The sequence below is a fragment of the Rhodococcus sp. ARP2 genome, from assembly GCF_001029585.1.
Lineage (GTDB): Bacteria > Actinomycetota > Actinomycetes > Mycobacteriales > Mycobacteriaceae > Rhodococcus_F > Rhodococcus_F erythropolis.
This window is the reverse complement of record NZ_LEKE01000118.1, coordinates 88,388-112,487: the sequence shown is the minus strand read 5'-3', so window position 1 is coordinate 112,487 and position 24,100 is coordinate 88,388. Positions and strand designations below refer to the sequence as shown.

Genomic DNA, 24,100 nt, shown 5'->3' with positions numbered 1-24,100 from the left:
TATGACTGAAACTGTGCGCCGCGACACAGCGATTGTCAATAGTTTGTCTGGACATTATGACTTGCGGTCAAGTGAATGTTAGTGTTCGCATACACTGCCGAGAGAAGTAGCGTCGATACGGCGCCTTCCCAAGACAGATCGGAGTTGACCGTGGTCGCAGCACTCGCCGTCGAGTTGGACCGCTCGAGCCCGGTGCCGCTGTATTTTCAGCTGGCCCAGGCAATCGAGGGCGCTATTCTCGGCGGCGAACTTGCCCCAGGTGATCGCTTCGAGAACGAACTGGCGTTGGCCAAACGGCTCAATCTCTCACGTCCGACCACTCGACGTGCGATCCAGGAACTGGTGGACAAGGGCCTACTTGTTCGTAAGCGGGGAGTCGGAACTCAGGTGGTGCAAAGTCCGGTGCACCGCCCGGTCGAGCTCACCAGCCTGTTCGACGACCTTGCGAGGGCCGGCCAGGCGCCGACGACCAAGCTGCTCGAGTTCACGGTGGGAGTTCCCGCCGAGGACGTTGCCGCGGAACTCAACCTCGAACCTGACGCCGAAGTGGCCACCATCAGGCGTCTGCGAAGCACCAACGGCGAACCGCTTGCAGTGATGACCAACTACATTCCGGTGGACATCGCACCCGATCCCGAGGAGTTGGAGACGCAAGGGCTGTACCAAACCTTGCGAACTCGCGGCGTTCACATCCGTGTGGCGCGGCAGCGAATCGGCGCTCGGGCGGCGACTCGCGAAGAGGCAGGATTGCTCGACGAGAAAGTGGGTGCTGCCCTCTTGACCATGAGCCGCACTGCATTTGACGATTCAGGTAGTGCCGTCGAGTACGGCAGCCACTGCTACCGAGCGTCGCGTTACTACTTCGACACCACCGTGGTCGACCGCTAGACCTCGATCCCGGTGACACGAGTACCCGCCTGACCGAGTCAGTGGGGGTGATTTGTGATCCCAGCATTTCTGCGATCCTTCGATCATTTGACCCGAACGGAGCCTCATGACAGGCATTTCAGTAGCAGTTGCCGGATTCGGATGGATGGGCCGCGTACACACGCAGGCGTATCTGCGTCTGCGGCAACACTATCCCCAGCTTCCCGTGATCCGCCTGGCCGCCGTCGCCGACGAGGTGCCTGGCAGAGGGGAGGAAGCAGCGGACCAATTCGGTTTCGAAGCTTTCACCCAGGACTGGCGCGATATCGCAGCCGATCCGGCCATCGACGCGGTGAGCATCACGGCCCCGAACTTCTTGCACCGTGAAATCGGCGTCGCAATGGCAGAAGCCGGCAAACACATCTGGATCGAGAAGCCCGTCGGGTTGTCCACGGAAGACGCCAAAGCTGTTGCCGCAGCGGTCTCGAAGGCCGGTGTGCAGTCGACCGTCGGCTTCAACTACCGAAACGCGCCGGCTGTGGCCCTGGCAAAAAGCCTGATCGACTCAGGGGAGTTGGGCACGATCACGCACTCGCGATTTCGTTTCCTCAGCGACTATGCGGCCCACCCTGAAGGCGCTTTGAGTTGGCGATACGAGCGTGAGCGCGGCGGCGCCGGCGTCCTGGGCGACTTGGCTTCGCACGGCATCGATCTGATTCGTCATCTTCTCGGTGACGTCGACGCTCTCGTTGCTGATACTGCGATCTTCATCCCGGAGCGTGCGCGTTCGTCCGCCGCTACCAGTGGACATGCCCGAGCCAGCGGCGGGGAGATGGGAGCTGTCGAGAACGAAGACTTCGTCAGCGCACTGCTGCGGCTCGGCTCGGGCGGCCGCTGCACACTCGAAGCGTGCCGCGTCGCCGTGGGCGAGCAGAACAACTACGGATTCGAGATTCACGGTACGAAGGGTGCCGTGTTCTGGGACTACCGCCGGATGGGTGAACTGGGCACCAGCCTCGGCTCGAAGTATCAGGACCAATCCGTCACGACGGTTTTGGTCGGCCCCGAGTCGGGAGAGTTCGGCCGCTTCCAACCAGGCGCGGCCAACGCCATGGGTTATGACGACCTGAAGGTCATCGAGGCTCGCAATTTCGTCTCCTCGATCGTGGACGGAGCGCCGCAGGGCGCGACCATCGCTGATGCTGTCGCGTCGGCGCAGGCTCTGGACGCGATGGTTGCCTCGGTCTCCTCCGGTGGCTGGATTTCTCTCGGCTGATCGAGAATTGCTCCGAAAGGCTCTGGCGCAGTGACATTTCCCCGCGGACTGGCGTTGCTGGTGGCAGCAGCGCTGTTCATGGAGATGCTCGATGCGACGATTCTCGCAACCGCACTGCCGTCGATCGCCCAATCCTTCGGAGTTGACGCCGTCGACGTCAATGTCGCCGTTTCTTCGTATCTCCTGGTGTTGGCCGTCCTGATCCCGGCGAGCGGATGGATGGCCGACAGGTTCGGAACGCGACGTGTCTTCATCTCTGCCATAGCCGTTTTCACGGTGGCGTCGGTGGGATGTGCACTGAGCACGTCCCTCCCGATGCTGGTGGGAATGCGCGCACTACAAGGGGTAGGCGGCGCCATGATGGTGCCGGTAGGGCGGCTCGCAGTATTGCGGGTGACGTCGAAGGCGGAACTCGTACGGGCTATCGCTTACTTGACGTGGCCGGCGCTCACAGCGCCGGTTCTTGCGCCCGCTGTGGGTGGAGCCATCGTGTCGATCGCTTCGTGGCGCTGGATCTTTCTGATCAACGTTCCGATCGGGATCGTCGGGTTTCTGCTGGCATTGCGCATGGTGCCCGACATTCGGCAAACACAGAAACGGAGCCTCGACTGGCTGGGATTGGTGGTGATCGGAGCAGGCGTCGCAGTGCTTGTCGTGGCGCTCGACAGCGTGCACAGTGCCGGAACCGACTGGCTACGAGTGGGCCTCGGGATCATTGCGGCTCTGATCTTGTTGAGCTTGGCCGTCATTCACCTCATCCGGTCGGATCACCCGCTCATCGCGCTCCGCGTCCTCCGACTTCGATCGTTTCGGCTCGTCGCGTCGAGCGGCTCGCTGTACCGGCTCGTGATCATGGGCGTGCCGTTTGTGCTGCCGTTGTTGTTCCAAGTGGGATTCGGAATGTCGGCGTTCAAGGCCGGTCTGCTGGTGATGGTTCTGTTCGCGGGGAATATCGCGATCAAACCGCTCACCACTCCGCTCATGCGTAGATTCGGGATCAGACGAGTTCTGGTGGGAAACGGAGTTCTGTCGGTGGTGTGCTTCGGTGCGCTGGTACTGATCTCGTCGACGACACCGGACGTCGTTATCGCTGTTGCACTGTTTGTCAGTGGCGCGTTGCGATCCATCGGGTTCACCGCGTACAACAGCTTGGCGTTCGCCGACGTCGACTCGGGTGAGCTGACCGATGCAAATACTCTGCATGCAACGCTGCAAGAGTTGGCATCCGGTCTGGGTATTGCACTGTCCGCGTTGGTGATCACGCTCTGCACACCGTTGGCGGAGTCGGAGGATCTGAGCGGCGGAGTGCCGTTTTCTCTGACGCTGGGTGTTCTCGGGGCCATGCTGGTGCCGACGGTGATCGAGAGTTGGCGGCTCCCACGCGATACAGGTGCTGTGGTGTTGGTGCGCCGATAATGAAGCGTCTTCCGCCACCTTCATCATAACGCGGGACCCGGGGCTTGCGGCAAGGCCCCGGTGATGGTGCACACTCGTCTGCTGCGAGCAAGCAAAAGCCTTGCCCGAAGGAGGGGATCGCATGAGTGACGTCATCATTGTCGGTGCTGGACCAACTGGATTGATGCTGGCAGGTGAGCTCCGGCTACAGGGCGTCGATGTCGTCGTCGTGGACAAGGACGAGGAGCCGACTCAGTTCGTCCGTGCCCTCGGCATCCATGTGCGCAGCATCGAAATCATGGAGCAGCGCGGGTTGCTGGACAAGTTCCTCGCGCACGGCCGCAAGTATCCGCTCGGTGGATTCTTCGCGGGGATCAGCAAGCCGGCACCCGCGCACCTTGATACTGCGCACGGGTACGTACTGGGAATACCTCAGCCCGAGATCGACAGGATTCTTGCCGAACATGCCACCGAAGTCGGCGCGGAAATTCAGCGAGGGAAGCGTGTCGTCGCAATCCGTCAAGACGCCGACAAGGTCACAGCGGAATTATCCGACGGCACAACACTTCACGCGCGTTACCTCGTGGGCTGCGACGGCGGCCGCAGCACTGTTCGGAAGCTGATCGACGTCGGGTTTCCCGGCGAGCCGTCGAGCGCCGACACGTTGATCGGCGAAATGGCCGTGACCATGCCGGCTGATGAACTGGCCGCCGTTGTCGCCGAAATCCGGGAAACGCACAAACGATTCGGAGTCGGTCCCGCCGGCAATGGTGCTTTTCGTGTCGTGGTCCCTGCAGCCGAAGTTGCCGACGGTCGCGCAACACCGACCACCCTCGACGACATCAAACAACAGCTACTGGCCATTGCCGGTACCGACTTCGGTGTGCACTCGCCGCGGTGGCTCTCGCGCTTCGGCGACGCCACCCGTCTGGCAGAGCACTACCGGCGCGACCGGGTGTTTCTCGCCGGCGACGCCGCACACATCCACCCACCGATGGGCGGTCAAGGTCTCAATCTCGGTGTGCAGGACGCCTTCAACCTCGGCTGGAAGCTCGCCGCCGAGATCAACGGCTGGGCACCGGAGGGCCTGCTCGACACGTACGAATCGGAACGGCGTCCGGTGGCTGCCGACGTGCTGGACAACACGCGCGCCCAGGCCGAGTTGATCTCCACCGCTGCCGGACCACAAGCGGTGCGGCGCTTGATCTCCGAGCTGATGGAATTCGAAGACGTCAAGCGCTATTTGACCGAGAAGATCACTGCGATCTCGATTCGCTACGACTTCGGCGAAGGCGACGACCTACTCGGTCGGAGGCTGCGGAACATCGCGTTGACGCGCGGCAACCTGTACGACCTGATGCGATCCGGCCGCGGACTTCTTCTCGACCAGGGTGGCCAACTGTCCGTCGATGGTTGGAGCGATCGCGCCGACCATATCGTTGACACAAGCACTGAATTGGACGCTCCGGCTGTCCTGCTTCGGCCGGACGGTCATGTGGCATGGGTCGGGGATACACAGGCGGAGTTGGATACTCAGCTGTCTAAGTGGTTTGGTCGGCCAACGGCGTAGGGCTATCTGGTTCCACCTCTAAGCCGACTGGCCGCTTAACACGCCGGCCAATGGGCTGTGTATTGATCCGATACTTCGTCGTGGTCGCGATAGAGCTGTTTGCGTTTGCGCGTTGGAAGTCGGTCGCCGAAGACAATGCCGTTGATGTGGTCGGTCTCGTGTTGGAAGCAGCGCCCGAGGGTGCCACCTGCAGTGATTTCGATCGGGTTGCCGTATTGATCGTTTCCGCGACAGGTGGAGAAGTCGGGTCGCGCGAGGTCTGTGTAGGCACCGGGTAGGGACAGACAGCCTTCGCAGTCGTCGACTAGCTGCCGGTCGACTGCTTCAGGAAGGTCAACGACCGGATTGCAGACGACGCCGGTGCGTTGCGTCCCTACCTCGTCGGTGCAGTCGTAGATGAACACCGCGAGGTCGACGCCGATCTGTTGAGCAGCGAGTCCTGCGCCGTGTGCGGCGGTGTTGGTAGCGAACATGTCTGCCAGCAGATCTTGGAGATCGCTGCCGAATTCAGTCACTGGCCGAGCTGGCGCATGAAGGACAGGGGTGCCCCAGCGAATGATCGGTTGCGCGGTACCTAGGCGGAGAAGTTCGGAGACAGGCATGAGGTTCATGTTCCGCTCTGCTCCTGCCCAACGCAACGAGAGTGTTCGCGTTCGCCCGCTACGTTCCTCACCGCCGTGCAGCGCCGGTTTACTCTCCCTCGTCGCGCGGACCGCTGTCTGAACATTGGATCTGGTGCAACTTTCAGTCAGCGTGCTTGGCGGTCCCTTCGCCTCCACGCTGTCGAGCCCTACCGGGATTGATGTGGAGCCGAACACCCTCATAGGTGACTGTGTACGGCACATCGTCATCGTTGTCCGGGTCGCCGGAGTCCGCAGGATCCGGCAGTTCCGCGATCTGTTCGATGACCGTCCGTGCTCGCGCCGCACCGGGATCGAACATTTCCTGAAACGGCCCGACGAACGAGCCACCGAGTCCGCGGCGCTTCGCCCGAACAGCCGCCCACCCGAACACTGCCAACGGGCCGATCATGGCGAACAGCACTAACAAGTCCCACCCCATGCTTCGAGCGTACCGACCGATCGGCATTAAGCGGCCCAAGTCTCTTCAGTGCTGCCGTCCCTCAGCTCATTCGTCTCTCGGACTGTGCCTTCAGTAGATCGGCCAGTCGACCAGGTGAGATCCGCTCGCGAACCGCCTCCGTCACGAGTTCGGCCTGCGTCTGAGGCGCGAGGCCGTCGATCGGTTGGTCTCGGTCCAGATTGGTCGGGAAGGCGTAGCCCTCGGCCGAGGCGGCGACGGCACACCGAACTGCCTCGTCGGACCCCGCCTCGCTGAGAGCGAGCAGTGCCGGATAGATCGCGTTGACGAGTGCCTCCCGGTCGATGGTTCCGAGGGCTCGACCGAAGGCCGACGACACCTGTAGGAGATTTGCCATACGCAGGACGTCGGCGGACTTGTTGTGGCCTGCCGCGTGGAACAGGGCTGGGTTGAAGAAGACGGCATCTCCCTTCTTCAAAGGTAATTGGACGTAGTTGGCTTCGAAGAACTCCTTGAACTCGGGACGCTCGAACGCGAGGTATCCGGATTCGAATTGCTGCGAGTACGGCAGATACTTCGTCGGCCCCGTCTCGGCCGGCATATCCACGTGGGCGACTGCACCTTGCAAGGTGAGGGCAGGGGTCAAGCGGTGAACATGCGCCCGAAACTTCGCGGCTACGTCGCTCGACATGAAACCGAGGTGGTAGTCGCGATGTGGATTCTGTGCGGCGCCACCGGGATTGACGACGTTGACGTCCGACGTCACCTGATACATGGGGCCGAGCCACGCTTCCGAAGCCAAAGCGACAATGCTGTTTGCGTAGTAGTCGACGTAAGCCTTGGGATCTTCGAGCGCCAACTTCAGTTGTGCGCCCCAGATTCGGTCATTGGCACCAGGTTTGGCGAAGTGATCTCCGGACGCTGCACCGGATTCGTGTTGGCGTGCAATGAGTTCACGGAAGACCGCGCTGGCGCGATCCAGTATCTCCGCGTCGAACGCGCCTTGAAAGACTGTGATGCCGGGGCCGGTGAGTAACGCCCGGGCGATCTCGTCTTGGATCTCGGCCCGGGTTTCAGGATTCGACGATTGCTCTACCAATGCTTCGGAGCGGTACAGAAGAACCCCGTCGGCCACTGAATCGGCGTACGGGTAATCGGCAAGGTCGGTGTCGTGCGCGACCAAAGCGGCGAAGTCGTCGATGTTGCAGTCTTCTCGGTGCAACCTACCTGCGGACGGCACGGTGTGGTTGGTCAGTGATGGAGTCATTCGGGGCCTTTCCTGCGGTGTTCAAGATGCGCTGTACCTCAAAGACTGCCAAGGAGAACCCATCGAAACTACCCCTGAAATCCATCAAAAAGACCTCAGAAACTTTCCCCCACGGGCTCGACCGAGACAGTTGTCCCCGCGGAGTGCATCGACTTGATCACGGCAGCTGCCACGAGATTTGCCCGCAGGCCGTCCGCGGCTGTGGCCAAGGTCGACGGTCTTCCGGTGCTCAATGCGTCGATCCACTCTTGAAATTGGCGCCGATACGACTCGGCAAAACGCGGAATCCAATCCGCCGCATAGCCGTACGAGTGGGATCGATCCGCGTCGGTGTGGATGACCACCGGTTCGGCGAGACGAGCGGCGCCGATTTCGCCCACGACCTCGCACCGAGTGTCGTAGCCGTACCGCGCGTTGAGAAAGACCTCGACCGTGGTGAGAACGCCGTCGGCGGTGCGCAGCATGATTATCTGCGGATCCTGGCGATCGTTCACCAGCGAACTCGAGCGCCCGCAGTGCCAGCTGGCTGCGACGACGGGGGAGTTCAAGATCCACGGCACGATGTCGAGTTCGTGAATCGCGGAGTTGGTCACCGTGGATTCCGAGCTGCCACCCGGGTAGGCGCTGACAGTGCGACTCGAGCAGTGCACGATCAGTGGGTCACCGATACGGCCGGAATGTGTTTCGGCCTTCAGCGCCACGTATCCCGGATCGAAGCGGCGCATGAATCCGACGCTCACAAGGGGGCTTTCGGGGTTCTCGGCCGCAGCGACGCGTCGGCAGTCCTCTGCTGTCACTGCGAGGGGCTTTTCACACAGAACCGGTTTTCCGGCTTCGACAGCAGCAAGCGTGAGGTCGGCATGCGTTGAATCATGGGAAGCGATGACTACGGCGTCCACACCGGCGTCGTTGATCAGTTTCAACGGATCGGTCACCCACCGTGCGCCGACTGCGGACGCTACGGACTTTGCTCGCTCTTGATCGAGGTCTGCAACCACAGAGACCGTTGCCCCGGAGACCGTGGAGTGGAGATTGCGGACGTGGTCGGCGCCCATGACGCCGGTTCCGATCACACCGACACGAATCGACATGAGGTTCCTACTTCCAGAGGATTGAAACGGACAACCTAATGTCCTTACATATTTCGAGATTCGACTCTACAGTTCGAGGCATGACTTCTTCTACAGTTCTGGAACTCCCTCGCACCCGGGTCCCCGATCCGGTCGACGCTCCGACTTTGCGCTGGGGGATCCTCGGGCCTGGCTGGATTGCACAACGCTTCGTGGAGTCACTGCAGAGAAATACAGCGCAGGAAGTCACGGCCGTCGCTTCGCGCGGACTCACCCGCGCTCAGGCCTTCGCGGACAATTGGGGGATCGGACGCGCTCACGGTAGCTACGACGCTTTGCTTGCCTCCGAGGATGTGGACGTCGTCTATGTCGCAACACCGCACACTGCCCATTTCGATTGCGCGATAGCGGCATTGGATCACGGCAAGCATGTCGTGGTCGAAAAGCCGCTGGCTTTGAACGCAGCGCAGGGACGGGCGATTCAGGAGCGGACGGCTGCGCTCGGACTGTTTTGCATGGAGGCGATGTGGACGTCGTTTCTGCCCAAGTTCGACGTGATCGACCAGATCCTCGAGGCGGGGCTGCTGGGAACCATACGTACGGTTCTGGCCGATCACGGCGAACGGTTCGAGACCGATCATCGTATCTACGATCCAGCGCTTGCGGGTGGGCCACTTCTCGACCTCGGGACCTATCCGGTCAGTCTCGCGTATCGGGTATTGGGTGTTCCTACTGCGGTTGCTGCCCTGGGCGAGCCGGCGAATGACATGGTGAACGGCCAGATCTCAGCGGTTCTGTCCTGGGCAGGCATTGCTCAGGCCAGTCTGAACACCACGATCCTTGCTGACACGCCCAACACGGCCTCGATCTGCGGCGACAAGGGGATGATCGTTCTGGACTCGACGTTCTACCGGCCCGGGGCCTTCACTGTCCGGCTAGGTGACGGAAGATCTGCGCGCTACGACGATCCGGTCGACGGATACGTCGGAGGTCTCGCGTTCGAGGCGGCCGAGGCGGCGCGGCGGATCACCGCCGGGGATATCGAGTCGCCGGTCCATCCGCTCGACGCGGCCATTGCGACGCTCGACATCCTCGACGAGATCCGCCGTCAGGTGGGGATCACGTTCCCGGGTGAGGGCTAGAGCGTAAAGGCCTTCCGGAAAGCAGTGAGTGCGGTGTCACTGTCTCCGGATGCCCAGCCCTCCAAACCGATCGTGCCGGTGTAACCCTGGTCGGCGAGCACGCGTGCGATGGCGGGGTAGTTGATCTCGCCGGTTCCGGGTTCGCATCGGCCGGGTACGTCGGCCACCTGAATCTCGCCGATGTTGTCACCACAACGCCGCACGAGTTCGATGAGGTTTCCTTCGCCGACCTGTGCGTGGTAGAGGTCGAGCATCATCTTGAAGTTGGGGTGTGAGACGGATTCCACCAGTGCCAGAGTGTCTTTGGCGCGGGCCATCGGTACGCCGGGGTGATCGACGATCGTATTGAGATTCTCGAGGCAGAAGACGACTCCGGCTTCTTCGCCCAGTCTCGCGATCTTCTCGAGAGCGCGTTGGGCGGTCAGCCACATCGCTCCCGTAGTTCGATACTGCGGGCGCGCAGCCTGTCCGTCGATCAGCTCGCCGGTATGGAAGTTCAGCCGGGGAACGCCGAGTTTCGCTGCCGGAGCGAGGCATAGCGCCGCTGTGCGTACCAGTTCGGCGCTGCCGGCTTCGTCGAACAAATCGCCGTGGAGGTAGCCGGTCATCGAGGAGAAGCGAGCCCCGGTGGCGACCAGAGCATCGAGGTCCTTGTCTTGCCAACTCCAGATCTCAGTTGCGAATCCCGCCTCCGAGATCCGCCGAACACGCTCGACGACAGGGAGTTCGGTGAACGTCATCTCGGCGGAGACCGCCAAGTCGAAGGGGCTCACTGCGGCACCGCCAGCAACGAGACGGGCAGTCCGGTTTCCACGGATTCTTTTGCGGCCAGTGCGATTTCCAGGGCGTTGCGAGCATCGAGACCGTCGACCGACGGCGCACTGCCGGAGCGGATGCAGTCTGCGAAGTGCACCAGCTGGGCGACATAGGCGTCGTGAAACAGTTCGATGTTCACCCGAGGTGTGTCGGCCAGAACGCCCGGTGAGCTGTAATGACGCATCGCGGTCCGCGTGACCTCGCCTGCACTCACCATTCCACCGGAACCGAAAACTTCGCCGCGCACGTCGTAACCGTAGGTGGCTTGGAAGTTGGCCTCGGCCGACGCGAGGGCGCCGTTGTCGAAGCGCAACTGAACCATCGACGTGTCGAGGTACCCCTGCTCCTTGTACTGCGGATGGATGAGAGCATCGGCCTGCGCGAACACCTCGACGACGCGTGCCCCGGGGTTGAGCCAGAGCAGAGCGTCGAAGTCGTGAATCAGTGTCTCGTTGAAGATCGTCCACGGCTTGACTCGGGAGGCGACGTCGGCGGTGATTCCTGGGTCGCGAGTCAGAGAACGAAGTAGCTGTGGGGTTCCGATCCCGCCGGCGGTGATCACGTCGTGCGCCGCGGTGAAGTCGGCGGCGAAGCGCCGGTTGAAACCGACTTGCAGCGCAACGTTGTTCGCGTCACACGCGCCGATCGCGCGATCGGCGTCCTCGAGTGTCAAGGCCATCGGCTTTTCGCAAAAGACATGTTTGCCGGCCTCCGCGGCGGCCACCACGAGATCGGTGTGAGTTGATGCGGGCGTACTGATGAGCACCGCTTCGACGGTCGGATCGGCAATCAGCTCAAGGGCGTCGGTGTACGCGCGGGCGTCGGGACTGACACGTTCGATCAACGACGCCGCAGCGCCGGGCGCAGGATCGGCGACGGCGACGAGACGGGTGCCGGAGATACGCAGCGCGACGGACTCGCCGTGGAAGCGGCCGATCCATCCGGCGCCGATGAGACCGACTGCAACAGAGGCAGACATGGGGGCTCCGTTCGGAGTGAGAATGAGGAACTAGATCGTTCTAGTCCATGCCAGTAAAGCGCCGGATGCGGCGCGCGTCAATGCTTCGGTGCTTATTCGCTGGAACGATCTAGTCTGTGGAGGTGAACAGTCGACGCCCCACCTTGCAAGATGTAGCAGACCTGGCCGGTGTGTCACGCGCTCTGGTGTCCATCGTCATTCGTGATGTCCCAGGTGCCAGCGATGCGACGCGGGTACGGGTCAAGGCGGCCGCGGACGAACTCGGCTATCGACCCGACAACGCGGCGCGACTGCTGCGCCAACATCGCAGCCGCCTGATCGGTGTCAGTTACGTTGCGGCGCAAACATTTCACGCGGAGCTGCTCGACGAAATCTATGTGGCCGCCGAACGGTCGCGCTACGACGTCGTCCTCAGTGCGGTCTCGGAGCGACGGCCGGATTCTCGTGCAACGCGGACCCTGCTCGACGACCGGTGTGAGGCGATCTTGCTGTTGGGTTCACAGGCGCCGGAAGCAGAGATCGTCGACCTGGCCGACAAGGTTCCCGTTGTCGTAATCGCGCGGAAGATGTCGTCAGTGCACGTGGATGTTGTCCGAACAGATGACGAGGCGGGCGCGGTGATGGCCGTGAATCACCTTGTCGAACTCGGGCACCGCTCGATCGCCCACGTCGACGGCGGGCGAGGCCCGGGCGCCCAGGAACGGCGTCAGGGCTACCGCAAGGCCATGCGAGCGGCAGGTCTGGAGCCGAGAATTCTTCCCGGCGGTCTCACGGAGGAGTTCGGCGCAGCTGCCGCCAGGTCGATGGTCGAGGGTGGGTTACCCGGGGCGGTCTTCGCTTTCAACGATCGCTGCGCGCTCGGAGTTCTCGACGTCTTCCTGCGTGCCGGGATCTCGGTGCCTGGCGACGTTTCCGTGATCGGATTCGACAACAGTGCATTGGCAGGTTTGGCGCACATCGATCTGACCAGTGTCGGGCAGGACACGGCGTTTCTGGGCGGCGCCGCGGTGGAGCGGATCTCCGAACGCCTCGACGGCGGAAGTGGGCCATTGGGCAAGGACATTGTCGCGCAGCCACAACTGGTGGTTCGAGGTTCAACTGGACCCGCAGGGCATTGACCTGCAGTTTCGACTTCCATCAGTTTGTTCGGTCTTTGATAAGCAGTCCTAATGTCAGAACAAACTATTGACATTCGACTGTGACGGGTATTACATCTTTCACATACAACCGAGCACCATCCGTTCGCGGGCCGTTGGTTGATGTCGAGAGGGAGTTCACATGTCGTTTCTCACGGGACGCAAGAGCGTTGCCGTACTGGCCGGAGCCTCAGTCGTGGTCTTGGGTCTGGCCGCCTGTTCAAGCACCGGCGGAAAGCCGGATTCTTCCGGATCCGGAATGGGCGCGGGTACGGCGGACACGCCCCGCGCCACCATTGCGATGATCACTCACGAAGTTCCCGGTGACACGTTCTGGGATCTGGTGCGCAAGGGAGCCGAAACCGCAGCGGCCAAGGACAACATCGAGCTTCGGTACTCCGCCGATCCCGAGGCGCCGAATCAGGCCAACTTGGTTCAGAGTGCGATCGACAGCAAGGTCGACGGGATTGCCGTGACCCTCGCGAAGCCCGACGCCATGGTTGCCGCGGTCCAAAGTGCCACCGCCGCGGGCATTCCGGTGGTCGCCCTCAACTCGGGCCTCGAGACCTGGAAGGACATGGGCGTCAAGGAGTACTTCGGTCAGGACGAGTCGATTGCCGGTGAAGCTGCCGGCGAGCGACTCAACACCGAAGGTGCCACCAAGGTGTTGTGCGTCATTCAGGAGCAGGGCAACGTGAGCCTCGAATCACGTTGTGCCGGAGTGAAGAAGTCGTTCAAGGGAACGACGGAGATTCTCAACGTCAACGGCAAGGACATGCCGTCGGTGGAATCGACCATCACCGCGAAACTTCAACAGGACCCGGCAATCGATCGAGTTCTCGCACTCGGTGCTCCGTTTGCCTTGACGTCCGTGACGTCGGTCGGCAATGCGGGCAGCAAGGCGAAGGTCGTCACTTTCGACACCAACGCGGCGCTCGTCGACGCCATCAAATCCGGTGACGTGCAGTGGGCAGTGGACCAGCAACCCTTCCTGCAGGGCTACCTCGCCATCGATTCGCTGTGGCTTTACCTCAACAACGGCAACGTGATCGGTGGCGGCTTGCCGACCCTGACCGGACCCGCGTTCATCGACAACACCAACATCGACTCGGTCGCCGAGTACGCCAAGAACGGAACTCGCTGATCCGGGCGCACGGAGGGCTGAGAGTCCGCCCTCCGTGCGCCTGTCCAGCACGGAAGGGAAATCATGTCCACTCAGGCAGATCTCGACCTTGCCGCCCACAAAGTCGTGACCGATGAACGGGTGAAGGAGCAAAAGCGCATTCAGCGCCTACTGCTCCGCCCGGAGATGGGTTCACTTGTCGGCGCCATCGCCATCTTCATCTTCTTCTGTATCGTCGCGGCACCGTTCCGTACGCCGGAAGCGCTTGCGACAGTGCTCTACTCCAGCTCCACGATCGGCATCATGGCTTGCGCGGTCGCCCTGCTCATGATCGGCGGCGAGTTCGACCTATCCGCCGGCGTCGCAGTCACCACGTCCTCGCTCGCCGCGTCGATGATCGCCTACAACCTGCACCTCAATCTGTGGGTGGGTGCGATTCTGGCGCTGGTCGTCTCGCTCGCAGTCGGATTCTTCAACGGCTACCTCGTCATGAAGACGAAGATTCCCAGCTTCCTCATCACCCTGAGCTCGTTCCTGATGTTGACCGGAATCAACCTGGCCGTCACCAAGCTCGTGAGTGGTCAGGTTGCCACACCCAGCGTCTCCGACATGGCCGGATTCGATTCTGCGAAAAAGGTATTCGCGTCGTCGTTCTCGGTCTTCGGGGTGTCCGTCAAGATCACGGTCGTGTGGTGGCTGCTGTTCACCGCGATTGCAACATTTGTTTTGTTCAAGACCAAGATCGGCAACTGGATCTTCGCGGTCGGCGGCAATCAGGACAGTGCCCGCGCGATCGGTGTGCCGGTGACCGCAGTCAAGATCGGTTTGTTCATGACCGTCGGCTTTGCTGCCTGGTTCGTGGGCATGCATCTGCTGTTCTCGTTCAATACCGTTCAGTCCGGTCAGGGTGTCGGTAACGAGTTCCTGTACATCATCGCCGCAGTCATCGGCGGTTGTTTGCTCACCGGTGGTTACGGAACCGCGATCGGCGCTGCGATCGGCGCATTCATCTTCGGTATGACCAACCAGGGCATCGTCTACGCAGGCTGGAACCCGGACTGGTTCAAGTTCTTCCTCGGCGCCATGCTGCTGTTCGCGGTCATCGCCAACAACGCATTCCGCAACTACGCTGCGAAAAGGTGACACATGAGTACCACAGCTGAAGTTCCCGCTCTCTCGAACTCGGGCGGCAACGTGCCACTGATCGAGCTCAAGGACGTCGGTAAGCAATACGGAAACATCATCGCGCTCAAGGGAATCAACCTGCGCGTCGGTGCGGGTGAAGTGACCGGTGTGCTCGGTGACAACGGCGCAGGCAAGTCCACGCTGATCAAGATCATCGCCGGTCTGCACCAGCAGAGCGAAGGTGAACTACTCGTCGACGGCGAACCGACAACGTTCCACTCGCCTAAAGAAGCGCTTGGCAAAGGCATCGCGACGGTCTATCAGGACCTCGCCGTTGTTGCGTTGATGCCGGTGTGGCGCAACTTCTTCCTCGGGCAGGAACTGCGCAAGGGTGGTCTGATCAAGTCGCTCGACGCCAACGCCATGCGCGCGACGACTCTTTCGGAACTGTCGAAGATGGGCATCGAACTGCCTGACGTCGACGCACCGATTGGTAGTCTCTCCGGCGGTCAGCGTCAGTGTGTTGCCATCGCCCGCGCCATCTTCTTCGGTGCCCGCGTGCTGATTCTCGACGAGCCGACAGCAGCGCTCGGCGTCAAGCAGTCGGGAATGGTGTTGCGCTACATCACCGCTGCCAAGGAACAGGGATTCGGCGTCATCTTCATCACGCACAATCCGCACCACGCGTACATGGTCGGCGATCACTTCGTGCTCCTCAACCGAGGCAGGCAGAAGCTCGACGCCAAGTACGACGACATCTCACTCGAAGAACTGACCAAGGAGATGGCGGGCGGTGACGAGCTCGAGACACTGACCCACGAGCTTCGCCGTTAGATCAAAACCTCGCGACTACAGCCTCGGTTCGAATCGAACCGAGGCTGTAGTCGTTTCGTCAGAGGATGGTCGTCTGCCGAACCCCGAGGCCGGAATGCATGTACGCCTCGTCGATCATCGTCATGTTGGCTATCGCGTCGCCCGGTCCGATCGGCAGCGCCGAGACCCCGGACAGATGATCGGCGAACGCTTCGAGTTGCCAGGTGTACGACGACTTCGTGCCCAGATGCTCGATACTCGTGCGCCCATCGACAGTGACGGAGACACGGTCGTCGACGTCCGGCTGGAGGAAGTTGTGCACCAGGACGTCTCCGTTGGTTCCGAAGACCCGGAAGGTGAAGTGGTACTGCTCGTCCAACATCGTTGTCACAACGGATGCCCGCGCTCCGCCGGGATACTCGAGTTCGATGTCGAACCACGAATCGACCCCCGGAGCGTATTCCTCGTGGCGGGTCTCGGTCACCACCGGCGCACCACCACAGACGTCACTCAGCATCCGGGAAGCATGTAACCCGTAGCAGCCCAGGTCCATCAGTGACCCGCCTGCCAAGGCGAGCTCCCACCGCGGGTCGTTCTCGGATGGTTTGGGCATCCGCAGTACGGTTTCCACCCGAGTGACCGCGCCGACTGTGCCGCTCCGAACCACATCCAGCAGGCGCCGGTTCACCGGATGAAAGAGGTAGTGGAACCCCTCGAGAAGCGTCACTCCGCTCACGCGTGCTGCTTCGGCTACAGCACGCGCTTCCACCGCGTTGCTCGAAAACGGTTTCTCCGTCAGCACGTGCTTGCCGGCCTGAACGGCGGCGAGATTCCACGGTCCGTGCAGGCTGTTGGGCAGCGCGTTGTAGACGACGTCCACCTCCGGATCCGAGATCAGCTCGGCGTACGAACCGACCACCCGTTCGACCCCATGCTGGGCCGCATAGGCTCTGGCCCGCTCGGGGCTGCGTGCGGCAACGGCCACCAGACGGTGCCCGGTGGCCGTTGCAGGTTTGATCATCGCGTTCTCGGCGATGCGTGAGGCTCCCAGAATGCCTATCCGCAGCGGGGTAGGTGTCACAGAACCGACCGCAGATACTCGACGCTCGCTCGCACATCACGCACCGGTCCCTCGTCGGACGGAGCCTCGGTCAGAATGGTGTCCTGCTCGAGCACGTACCATCCGTCGAAACCGTGGCGCTGCAATATGGCTGTGACACCGGCGATGTCGACGTCGCCGCCACCGAGCGGACGGTACATTCCCGCCTTCACGCCGTCGGTGTAGGTGAGCTCACCACTGCGAACGCGTGATGCGAGGGCATCGTCGACGTCCTTGAGATGCACGTGGGTGATGCGCTCGGGAGCTTGACGCGCCAGGTCGACCGGATCGGTGCCGCCGATCAACAGGTGGCCGGTGTCCAGGCACAGTGGGATGGCCGAGCCGTCGAGCACTCGCAGGACCTCGTCGCGCTGCTCGATCATCGTTCCGACGTGAGGGTGGACAACTGCCCTGATTCCACGCTCGGCCGCGGCGTCGGTGAGGCGATCGAGATTGTGTAGCAGGGTTTTCCAACTCTGCTCGTCCAGTTCTGGGCGTGAATCGTAGCCGTCGGAACCCGTCGCGGCGGCCAGAACCAAAACCTCGGCACCTGAGGCGACAAAACCGTCGAGGATGGGGGAGATGCCGGGCACCGGATCATGATCGTCATCGTGCAGCAGTACTGGTGCAAACCCGCCGACTGCGCTCAGGTCGTGATCCGCGAGCACCTTGGCCATCTCGGCAGGTGCTGTCGGCAGAAAGCCCTCCGGTCCGATTTCCGTTGCCGCCAGACCGACTTCGCGCATTTCCCGGAGGACTTGCGCAGGGTCGAGTTGGTAGCCCCAGCCCGGGACTTCGCACACGCCCCAGGAGATCGGTGCGCCGGCGATGCGAGGAGTGCTCATGTGTGTGCCTCATTCTTGTCGTGAAGGAACAGATCTTTGACTTCGGTGATCGTGACGGGCCGACCCTCGCGCAGAGAGTGCGTTGCAGCTTCGGAGATCCAGGCCGACTCGACCGCATCTGTGGGCGTACACGGTGATTCCCGACGCCCGGCGACAACGCCGAGGAATGCTTCGAGTTCCGCACGGTAGGCGGACGTGAAGCGGTCCATGAAGAACGTGTACGGCTCCTGCGAGGGGAACGATGTTCCGGGGTCGAGCGAGCGGAGTGGCAAGCGGTCGTCCAGCCCGGCAACGACGGAGTCCGCCGAGCCGAGTACCTCGAGTCGGGAGTCGTAGCCGCGGCCGTTGTAGCGGGTATTTGACACGACCGCGATGGTTCCGCCTTCGAAAGTGAGAACCGTTGCGGCGGTGTCGACGTCACCGGCATCGGCGATCCCGCGATCACCCTGATTCGAGCCGGTGGCAAAAACCGTGGTGACTTCGCGGCCGCTGACCCACCTGACGATGTCGAAATCGTGGATCGAGCAGTCGCGGAAGATGCCGCCGGAGTGTTCGATGTACGAGATCGGCGGGGGAGCGGGGTCGAGGGTGGTCGATCGGAGAGTGTGGATCCAACCGAGTTCTCCAGATCGAACTGCGTCGTACGCCGCCACAAATGACGGGTCGAATCGGCGCTGAAATCCGATCTGGACTGGTACCGACGTCTGCTCGGCAGTCGCGAGTACACGAACCGAGGATTCGATGGAGTCGGCTACCGGCTTTTCGCAGAACGTCGGGATGTCTCGTCGGACAGCGGCTTCGATCAGGTCGGCGTGCGAACTCGACGACGCGGCGATCAGAACACCGTCGATGCCTGACGCTAGAAGCGCGTCGGGATCGGCAGCGGACTCCACGTCGAGTTCGCTTGCCACGTCCGAGGTTCGACGTGCGTCGACGTCGGTGACAACCAGTGCGTCGACGCCGTCCGTCGTCAGCAGGTTTCGGGCGTGGTAGCTGCCGATTCGTCCGAGGCCGATGACTCCGATACGAGCGCCCATCAGTCCAGCCCTCCGAAGACGTTCTGGTCCCAGTCGATGATCGAACCTGTCACGACTCCGCTGCGATCGGAGAGCAGGAAGACGACGAAGTCGGCGATTTCGTCGACCTGTCCGAGCTTGCCCATGGGGAGGGTGCTGCCCGCACGTTCCTGCCAATCGTCACCAGCGTCGTGAAAAGCTCTCTGCGTGAGGTCTTCTCCCTCGGTCTGTGTCCACCCGATGTCGAGACCGTTGATCCGGATACGATCCCAGCGATGCGCATGGGCGGCGTTGCGGGTCAGCCCCGCCAGCCCGGCCTTCGCTGCCACGTACGGCGCGAGATACGGTTGCCCGCCGAGTTCGGACGTGGAGATGATGTTGACGATGGACCCGGGGACCGCACGCTCGCGCATGTCCTTGACGGCTGCCTGCATCGTGAAGAACGGACCGCGGAGGTTCACCGCGATGTGCTGGTCGAAGAGTTCCTCGGTGGTGTCGAGCAGCGTGCCGCGCGAGGTGAGTCCGGCAGAATTGACGAGGGCATCCACGCGGCCGAAGTGTGAGATCGTCTCGGCCACGCTGGCGAGCGCGGAATCGGTCTGCGCCACATCGGCTTCGATGAAGTGGGTTCCCGGAAGTTCTGCCTCGAGAGCCTTTCCGACGTCCGGGCGTCGGCCGGTGAAAGCCACCTGAGCGCCCTCACGGACTGCGGCGCGAACGACGCCGGCGCCGACGCCTTGCGAGCCGCCACTGACCAGTACGACGGTGTCGGCTAGGAGTGCGGGCCTGGTTACGCCCGGCGGAGAAGTCATGGGTTTAGTCTGTCTGTGACGAAGACCTCGAGCAACAGCGAAAAACCATCAAATATCCATCATCGTGAGGTAGTTGTGGCGCATCGATTCAAAGTACGGGAGATCGCTCAGCAGTCGGGCCTGAGTGAGGCCACCGTCGACCGGGTGCTCAACGACCGTCCTGGAGTTCGGGAGGGCACACGATCGGAGGTTCGCCAGGCGATCACGGACCTGGAACGTCAACGCTCGCAACTGAAACTGGTCGGGCGCACGTTCATCGTCGACGTCGTGTTGCAAACTCCCGCAAGGTTTTCCGACGCAGTCCGTGACGCGCTCGAGGCCGAACTGCCGACCCTTGCGCCTGCTGTTGTTCGTTCTCGGTTCCACTTTCGTGAAACCGGTTCGGTCGAAGCGATGACGTCGACGCTCGACAAGATTCGCCGACGCGGATCCCACGGAGTCATCGTCAAGGCTCCCGACACTCCGGAAGTCGTGGCGGCGATCGATCGGTTGGTGGCGGCAAAGATTCCGGTCGTCACGTTGGTGACCGATGTTCCCGGTAGCAGGCGAGCCGCCTACATCGGCATCGACAACCGAGCCGCCGGAGCCACCGCCGCGTACTTGATAGATCAGTGGCTGGGGGATCGGGACGGCAACGTGCTGGTCAGCATAAGTAGCGGATTCTTCCGTGGGGAGGAAGAACGGGAGATGGGATTTCGCTCCGCTATGCGCGTCGCGGCTCCGCATCGACGGTTGATCGACATTCCGAACAGTGACGGTCTGGATCAGACGAGTAGGAAACTGGTGCGAGCGGCACTCGAATCCGATCCGCAGATCCGTGCCGTGTATTCGATCGGTGGTGGCAACCTGGCCACGGTCGACGCGTTCGAAGAACTGAACCGGGAGTGCAGTGTCTTCATCGCTCACGATCTCGACGGTGACAATCGAAAGTTGCTGGGGGAGAGGCGAATATCAGCGGTGCTCCACCACGATCTGCGGGCGGATGTTCGCACTGCTTGTCAGGTGGTCATGAAAGAACACGGCGCCATGGGCGCTCACTTCGGCTTTACGACGTCACCGGTTCAAGTCGTGACACCGCTCAACATGCCCCCGACATAGCTGTGCGCGGTTAAGGAGTCCGGAGACTCCCTAACCGCGCACAGGGCCGAAGGCCTGACTATCGAGCGAAGAGCAGAGCTCGCTTGACTTCCTGAATAGCCTTTGTCACCTGGATGCCGCGGGGGCATGCGTCGGTGCAGTTGAACGTGGTGCGGCAACGCCACACGCCGTCCTTGTCGTTCAGGATGTCGAGACGCTCGGAAGCGGCCTCGTCACGGCTGTCGAAGATGAACCGGTGTGCGTTGACGATGGCAGCGGGACCGAAGTAGCTGCCGTCGCTCCAGTACACGGGGCACGACGTGGTGCAGCATGCGCAGAGGATGCACTTCGTCGTGTCGTCGAAACGAGCACGGTCGTGCTGGCTCTGGATGCGCTCACGAGTGGGCTCGTTGCCACTGGTGATGAGGAACGGCTTCACGGCGCGGAATGCGTCGAAGAAGGGTTCCATGTCGACAACCAGGTCCTTCTCGACGGGCAGGCCCTTGATGGGCTCGACCGTGATGGTGACCGGCTTGCCGTCCTTGGGCAGCATGTCCTTCATCAGCAGCTTGCAGGCCAGACGGTTCACACCGTTGATCCGCATGGCGTCCGATCCACAGACACCGTGTGCGCAGCTGCGACGGAACGTGAGGGTGCCGTCGAGGTAACCCTTCACGTACAGCAGCAGGTTGAGCAGACGGTCGGTGGGCAGTGCCGGGACCTGGAAACTGTCCCAGTGCTGGCCTTCGCCCGATTCGGGATTCATCCGCGCGATCTTGAGAGTGACCATGACGGCCCCCTCGGGAACAGCGGGGAGTTTGGGTGCATCTACAGCAGGCGCAGACATCAGTACTTACGCTCCATCGGCTCGTAGCGGGTCTGGATCACCGGCTTGTAGTCCAGACGGATGTCGGAGAGCAGGCCGTCACCCTCCTTGTACGCCATCGTGTGCTTCATGTACTCGGCGTCGTTGCGATCCGGGAAGTCCTCACGAGCGTGGCCGCCGCGCGATTCCTTGCGGTTGAGGGCGCCGACGACGGTGACCTCTGCCATTTCGAGGAGGAAGCCCAGCTCGATGGCCTCGAGCAGGTCGCTGTTGTAGCGCTTGCCCTTGTCCTGGACCGTGATGTGGTTGTAGCGCTCCTTGAGAGCACGCACATCCTTGAGTGCCTGGGTGAGGCGCTCTTCGGTGCGGAAGACGGAGGCGTTGTTGTCCATCGACTGCTGCAGCTCGGTGCGGATGTCCGCAACGCGCTCGTGGCCGTGATCGGACAGGATGACGCCGACCCAGTCTTCGACCATCGCAGCCGGGGTTTCCGGCAGGTCGACGAACTCGGTGGAGTTCGCGTACTCGGCGGCAGCGATGCCGGCGCGGCGGCCGAACACGTTGATGTCGAGGAGCGAGTTGGTGCCGAGGCGGTTTGCACCGTGCACGGAAACGCAGGCACATTCGCCGGCGGCGTACAGGCCCTTGACGACCTCGTCGTTGTTGCGCAGAACCTCACCGTTGATCTTGGTGGGGATACCGCCCATGACGTAGTGGCACGTCGGGTAGACGGGCACGGGCTCCTTGACGGGGTCCACGCCGAGGTAGGTGCGCGAGAACTCCATGATGTCGGGGAGCTTCTCGTCGAGAACTTCCTCGGGGATGTGCGTCACGTCGATGTAGACGTAGTCCTTGTTCGGGCCGGCGCCGCGGCCTTCCAGAACCTCGAGGACCATCGAACGGGCCACGATGTCACGCGGAGCGAGGTCCTTGATGGTGGGGGCGTAGCGCTCCATGAAGCGCTCGCCGTCGGCATTACGGAGAATGCCACCTTCACCACGGACGGCTTCCGAGATCAGGATGCCGAGACCGGCGAGTCCTGTCGGGTGGAACTGGTGGAACTCCATGTCCTCGAGGGGCAGGCCCTTGCGGAAGATGATGCCCATGCCGTCACCGGTGAGGGTGTGCGCGTTGGACGTCGTCTTGTACATACGTCCCGAGCCGCCGGTCGCGAAGATGATCGACTTGGCGTGGAAGATGTGCAGCTCGCCGGTCGAGAGCTCGTAGCAGATGACACCGGTGGCAACCGGGCCGTCCTCGGTCTCGGTGATGGCGATGTCGAGCGCGTAGAACTCGTTGAAGAACTCGACGTCGTGCTTGACGCAGTTCTGGTACAGCGTCTGCAGAATCATGTGACCGGTGCGGTCGGCTGCGTAACACGCACGGCGGACGGGTGCCTTGCCGTGGTCACGTGTGTGGCCACCGAATCGACGCTGGTCGATCTTGCCTTCGGGCGTGCGGTTGAACGGCAGACCCATCTTCTCGAGGTCGAGCACCGCGTCGATGGCCTCTTTGGCCATGATCTCGACGGCGTCCTGGTCGGCGAGGTAGTCGCCGCCCTTGACGGTGTCGAAGGTGTGCCACTCCCAGTTGTCTTCCTCCACGTTCGCCAGTGCGGCACACATGCCGCCCTGGGCCGCGCCGGTGTGGCTGCGGGTGGGGTAGAGCTTGGTCAGTACGGCCGTGCGGGCACGGGGGCCAGCTTCGATTGCCGCACGCATGCCTGCGCCGCCGGCGCCGACGATGACCACGTCATAACGATGTTCCTGCATGAAGTCTGTGCTCCCCTAGCTCGCCGAGATATTGGGGTCGAAGGTGAAGATGACGTACGTGCCCAGGCCCATGATCAGGATCATCGAGAGAACGAGGATCGTGGTCAGCCAGAAGCGCGTGGAGTCCTTGCGGGAGTAGTCCGCGATGACCGTGCGCAGGCCGTTACCGCCGTGCAGCTGTGCCAGCCACAACATCGTCAGATCCCAGAACTGCCAGAACGGGCTGGACCAGCGACCTGCGACGAATGCGAAGTTCAGACGGTGAACGCCACCGTCGAGCATCAGCATGATGAACATGTGGCCCAGGACCAGAACGATCAGGGCGACGCCGGAGAAGCGCATGAACAGCCATGCGTACAACTCGAAGTTGTTCCGAGCCTTCGCGCGCGGGGACCGCGGGTTGTCCAGGCTTGCGGGACGGTCGTATGAGGTGCCCAGGCTCTTGGCTTCGGGTCCGTGAGTAGTCGCCATGTCAGTGCTCCGCAAACATGTTGATGAGGATGCGTCCGGCGCCTGGGATCATCACCAGGAACCAGATCGTCAGAATGGTCCAGAGCATGACGCGCTGGTACTTCGGGCCCTTCGACCAGAAGTCCACCAACATCACGCGCACGCCGTTGAGGGCGTGGTAGAGGACTACGCCGACGAGGCCGATCTCCATGAGGCCGACGAGGGGGTTCTTGTACGTGTCGATTACGGCGTCGTACGTATCGGGATTGACCCGAACGAGTGCCGTATCGAGAACGTGTACGAATAGGAAGAAGAAAGTAGCGACGCCTGTGATCCGGTGTAGAACCCAGGACCACATTCCGGGGTCGCCCCGGTAAAGCGACCTCGTGCGCTCCTTCTGAGGAGCGGCTTCAGTCGTAGTACTCATCGAGTGCTGTGCCTCCAACGTCATTGGTGGACGCGTCGAGCCTGCAGAGAGCTTCGATGTACCTCAGCCCGGGCTCGACGGGATCCTGAACCGACTTGACTCAGACTCTAAACCTATGTGAAACCGGGAACTAATCAGATGCGGGATTCGTACGCG

At 62.1% G+C, this 24,100-nt stretch carries 24 protein-coding genes; 10 read left to right on the top strand and 14 right to left on the bottom strand.

Annotated elements, in window-relative coordinates:
- Nucleotides 1–150 precede the first annotated feature (150 nt).
- The 4 genes from ABX74_RS28895 to iri all read left to right on the top strand — a co-directional run bounded on the left by ABX74_RS28895 (nucleotide 151) and on the right by iri (nucleotide 5,108).
- Nucleotides 151–888 carry a GntR family transcriptional regulator gene (locus tag ABX74_RS28895; protein WP_003941006.1) on the top strand — a complete coding sequence of 246 codons (738 nt, stop codon included), beginning with the start codon at nucleotides 151–153 and terminating at the stop codon, nucleotides 886–888.
- A 106-nt stretch (nucleotides 889–994) separates the two neighbouring features.
- Entirely contained in the window at nucleotides 995–2,143 is a 1,149-nt protein-coding gene (locus tag ABX74_RS28890) for a Gfo/Idh/MocA family protein (RefSeq protein ID WP_047890277.1), read from the top strand.
- A 30-nt stretch (nucleotides 2,144–2,173) separates the two neighbouring features.
- A complete protein-coding gene (locus ABX74_RS28885; protein ID WP_080909710.1) occupies nucleotides 2,174–3,559 on the top strand; it encodes an MFS transporter in 1,386 nt (461 codons plus the stop codon).
- A gap of 121 nt (nucleotides 3,560–3,680) precedes the next feature.
- Complete coding sequence (gene iri, locus ABX74_RS28880; RefSeq protein ID WP_047890276.1) at nucleotides 3,681–5,108, top strand: rifampin monooxygenase Iri; 1,428 nt, start codon at nucleotides 3,681–3,683, stop codon at nucleotides 5,106–5,108.
- Nucleotides 5,109–5,143: 35 nt separating this feature from the next.
- Here the strand turns inward: iri and ABX74_RS28875 are convergent, their stop codons facing one another.
- From ABX74_RS28875 to ABX74_RS28860, 4 genes are all read right to left on the bottom strand, one after another.
- Complete coding sequence (locus ABX74_RS28875) at nucleotides 5,144–5,623, bottom strand: peptide deformylase (protein ID WP_257207939.1); 480 nt, start codon at nucleotides 5,621–5,623, stop codon at nucleotides 5,144–5,146.
- A gap of 229 nt (nucleotides 5,624–5,852) precedes the next feature.
- Nucleotides 5,853–6,170 carry a hypothetical protein gene (locus ABX74_RS28870; protein ID WP_223258045.1) on the bottom strand — a complete coding sequence of 106 codons (318 nt, stop codon included), beginning with the start codon at nucleotides 6,168–6,170 and terminating at the stop codon, nucleotides 5,853–5,855.
- Between the two features lie 61 nt (nucleotides 6,171–6,231).
- On the bottom strand, nucleotides 6,232–7,416 hold the full coding sequence (locus ABX74_RS28865) for a phytanoyl-CoA dioxygenase family protein (RefSeq protein WP_020969145.1): 1,185 nt from the start codon (nucleotides 7,414–7,416) through the stop codon (nucleotides 6,232–6,234).
- A 95-nt stretch (nucleotides 7,417–7,511) separates the two neighbouring features.
- A complete protein-coding gene (locus ABX74_RS28860; RefSeq protein ID WP_020969146.1) occupies nucleotides 7,512–8,507 on the bottom strand; it encodes a Gfo/Idh/MocA family oxidoreductase in 996 nt (331 codons plus the stop codon).
- 80 nt (nucleotides 8,508–8,587) lie between these two features.
- Between ABX74_RS28860 and ABX74_RS28855 the strand changes: the two genes are divergently transcribed.
- A complete protein-coding gene (locus ABX74_RS28855) occupies nucleotides 8,588–9,628 on the top strand; it encodes a Gfo/Idh/MocA family protein (RefSeq protein WP_047890274.1) in 1,041 nt (346 codons plus the stop codon).
- Here ABX74_RS28855 and ABX74_RS28850 read toward each other — a convergent pair.
- Nucleotides 9,625–10,401 (bottom strand): TIM barrel protein, encoded by a 777-nt coding sequence (locus ABX74_RS28850; RefSeq protein WP_082148580.1) that lies wholly within the window; start codon nucleotides 10,399–10,401, stop codon nucleotides 9,625–9,627. The genes ABX74_RS28855 and ABX74_RS28850 overlap by 4 nt on opposite strands.
- Nucleotides 10,398–11,423, bottom strand: a complete 1,026-nt coding sequence (locus ABX74_RS28845) for a Gfo/Idh/MocA family oxidoreductase (protein WP_047890273.1) — start codon at nucleotides 11,421–11,423, stop codon at nucleotides 10,398–10,400. Before ABX74_RS28845 ends, ABX74_RS28850 begins: the two co-directional genes overlap by 4 nt.
- A 116-nt stretch (nucleotides 11,424–11,539) precedes the next feature.
- Between ABX74_RS28845 and ABX74_RS28840 the strand changes: the two genes are divergently transcribed.
- The 4 genes from ABX74_RS28840 to ABX74_RS28825 all read left to right on the top strand — a co-directional run bounded on the left by ABX74_RS28840 (nucleotide 11,540) and on the right by ABX74_RS28825 (nucleotide 15,641).
- Nucleotides 11,540–12,541 (top strand): LacI family DNA-binding transcriptional regulator, encoded by a 1,002-nt coding sequence (locus ABX74_RS28840; RefSeq protein WP_019747686.1) that lies wholly within the window; start codon nucleotides 11,540–11,542, stop codon nucleotides 12,539–12,541.
- Nucleotides 12,542–12,701: 160 nt separating this feature from the next.
- Nucleotides 12,702–13,703, top strand: a complete 1,002-nt coding sequence (locus tag ABX74_RS28835; protein ID WP_007727338.1) for a substrate-binding domain-containing protein — start codon at nucleotides 12,702–12,704, stop codon at nucleotides 13,701–13,703.
- Nucleotides 13,704–13,766: 63 nt separating this feature from the next.
- Nucleotides 13,767–14,825, top strand: a complete 1,059-nt coding sequence (locus ABX74_RS28830) for an ABC transporter permease (protein WP_003940759.1) — start codon at nucleotides 13,767–13,769, stop codon at nucleotides 14,823–14,825.
- Nucleotides 14,826–14,828: 3 nt separating this feature from the next.
- The gene (locus ABX74_RS28825) at nucleotides 14,829–15,641 is read left to right on the top strand and encodes an ATP-binding cassette domain-containing protein (RefSeq protein WP_007727336.1); all 813 of its coding nucleotides are present in this window, start codon (nucleotides 14,829–14,831) and stop codon (nucleotides 15,639–15,641) included.
- 58 nt (nucleotides 15,642–15,699) lie between these two features.
- Here ABX74_RS28825 and ABX74_RS28820 read toward each other — a convergent pair whose 3' ends face one another.
- Genes ABX74_RS28820 through ABX74_RS28805 form a run of 4 tightly spaced genes read right to left on the bottom strand, consistent with a single transcriptional unit; the run spans nucleotide 15,700 to nucleotide 19,392 of the window.
- The gene (locus tag ABX74_RS28820) at nucleotides 15,700–16,701 is read right to left on the bottom strand and encodes a Gfo/Idh/MocA family protein (RefSeq protein WP_082148579.1); all 1,002 of its coding nucleotides are present in this window, start codon (nucleotides 16,699–16,701) and stop codon (nucleotides 15,700–15,702) included.
- Entirely contained in the window at nucleotides 16,698–17,564 is an 867-nt protein-coding gene (locus tag ABX74_RS28815) for a TIM barrel protein (protein WP_029254998.1), read from the bottom strand. Before ABX74_RS28815 ends, ABX74_RS28820 begins: the two co-directional genes overlap by 4 nt.
- Nucleotides 17,561–18,601 carry a Gfo/Idh/MocA family oxidoreductase gene (locus ABX74_RS28810; RefSeq protein ID WP_047890272.1) on the bottom strand — a complete coding sequence of 347 codons (1,041 nt, stop codon included), beginning with the start codon at nucleotides 18,599–18,601 and terminating at the stop codon, nucleotides 17,561–17,563. Before ABX74_RS28810 ends, ABX74_RS28815 begins: the two co-directional genes overlap by 4 nt.
- A complete protein-coding gene (locus ABX74_RS28805; RefSeq protein WP_047890271.1) occupies nucleotides 18,601–19,392 on the bottom strand; it encodes an SDR family oxidoreductase in 792 nt (263 codons plus the stop codon). Before ABX74_RS28805 ends, ABX74_RS28810 begins: the two co-directional genes overlap by 1 nt.
- Before the next feature lie 75 nt (nucleotides 19,393–19,467).
- On the opposite strand from ABX74_RS28805, the gene ABX74_RS28800 reads away from it, so the two are divergent.
- On the top strand, nucleotides 19,468–20,490 hold the full coding sequence (locus tag ABX74_RS28800) for a LacI family DNA-binding transcriptional regulator (RefSeq protein ID WP_047890270.1): 1,023 nt from the start codon (nucleotides 19,468–19,470) through the stop codon (nucleotides 20,488–20,490).
- 58 nt (nucleotides 20,491–20,548) lie between these two features.
- On the opposite strand, the gene ABX74_RS28795 is transcribed toward ABX74_RS28800, so the two are convergent.
- The 4 genes from ABX74_RS28795 to sdhC are packed head-to-tail and all read right to left on the bottom strand — an operon-like array spanning nucleotide 20,549 to nucleotide 23,944.
- Nucleotides 20,549–21,316 carry a succinate dehydrogenase iron-sulfur subunit gene (locus ABX74_RS28795; RefSeq protein WP_003940925.1) on the bottom strand — a complete coding sequence of 256 codons (768 nt, stop codon included), beginning with the start codon at nucleotides 21,314–21,316 and terminating at the stop codon, nucleotides 20,549–20,551.
- On the bottom strand, nucleotides 21,316–23,067 hold the full coding sequence (sdhA, locus tag ABX74_RS28790) for a succinate dehydrogenase flavoprotein subunit (protein ID WP_019747692.1): 1,752 nt from the start codon (nucleotides 23,065–23,067) through the stop codon (nucleotides 21,316–21,318). The genes ABX74_RS28795 and sdhA overlap by 1 nt, the downstream gene beginning before the upstream one ends.
- A gap of 15 nt (nucleotides 23,068–23,082) precedes the next feature.
- Nucleotides 23,083–23,538, bottom strand: a complete 456-nt coding sequence (locus ABX74_RS28785) for a succinate dehydrogenase hydrophobic membrane anchor subunit (RefSeq protein ID WP_003940699.1) — start codon at nucleotides 23,536–23,538, stop codon at nucleotides 23,083–23,085.
- Between the two features lies 1 nt (nucleotide 23,539).
- Complete coding sequence (sdhC, locus tag ABX74_RS28780; RefSeq protein ID WP_020969155.1) at nucleotides 23,540–23,944, bottom strand: succinate dehydrogenase, cytochrome b556 subunit; 405 nt, start codon at nucleotides 23,942–23,944, stop codon at nucleotides 23,540–23,542.
- Nucleotides 23,945–24,100 lie beyond the last annotated feature (156 nt).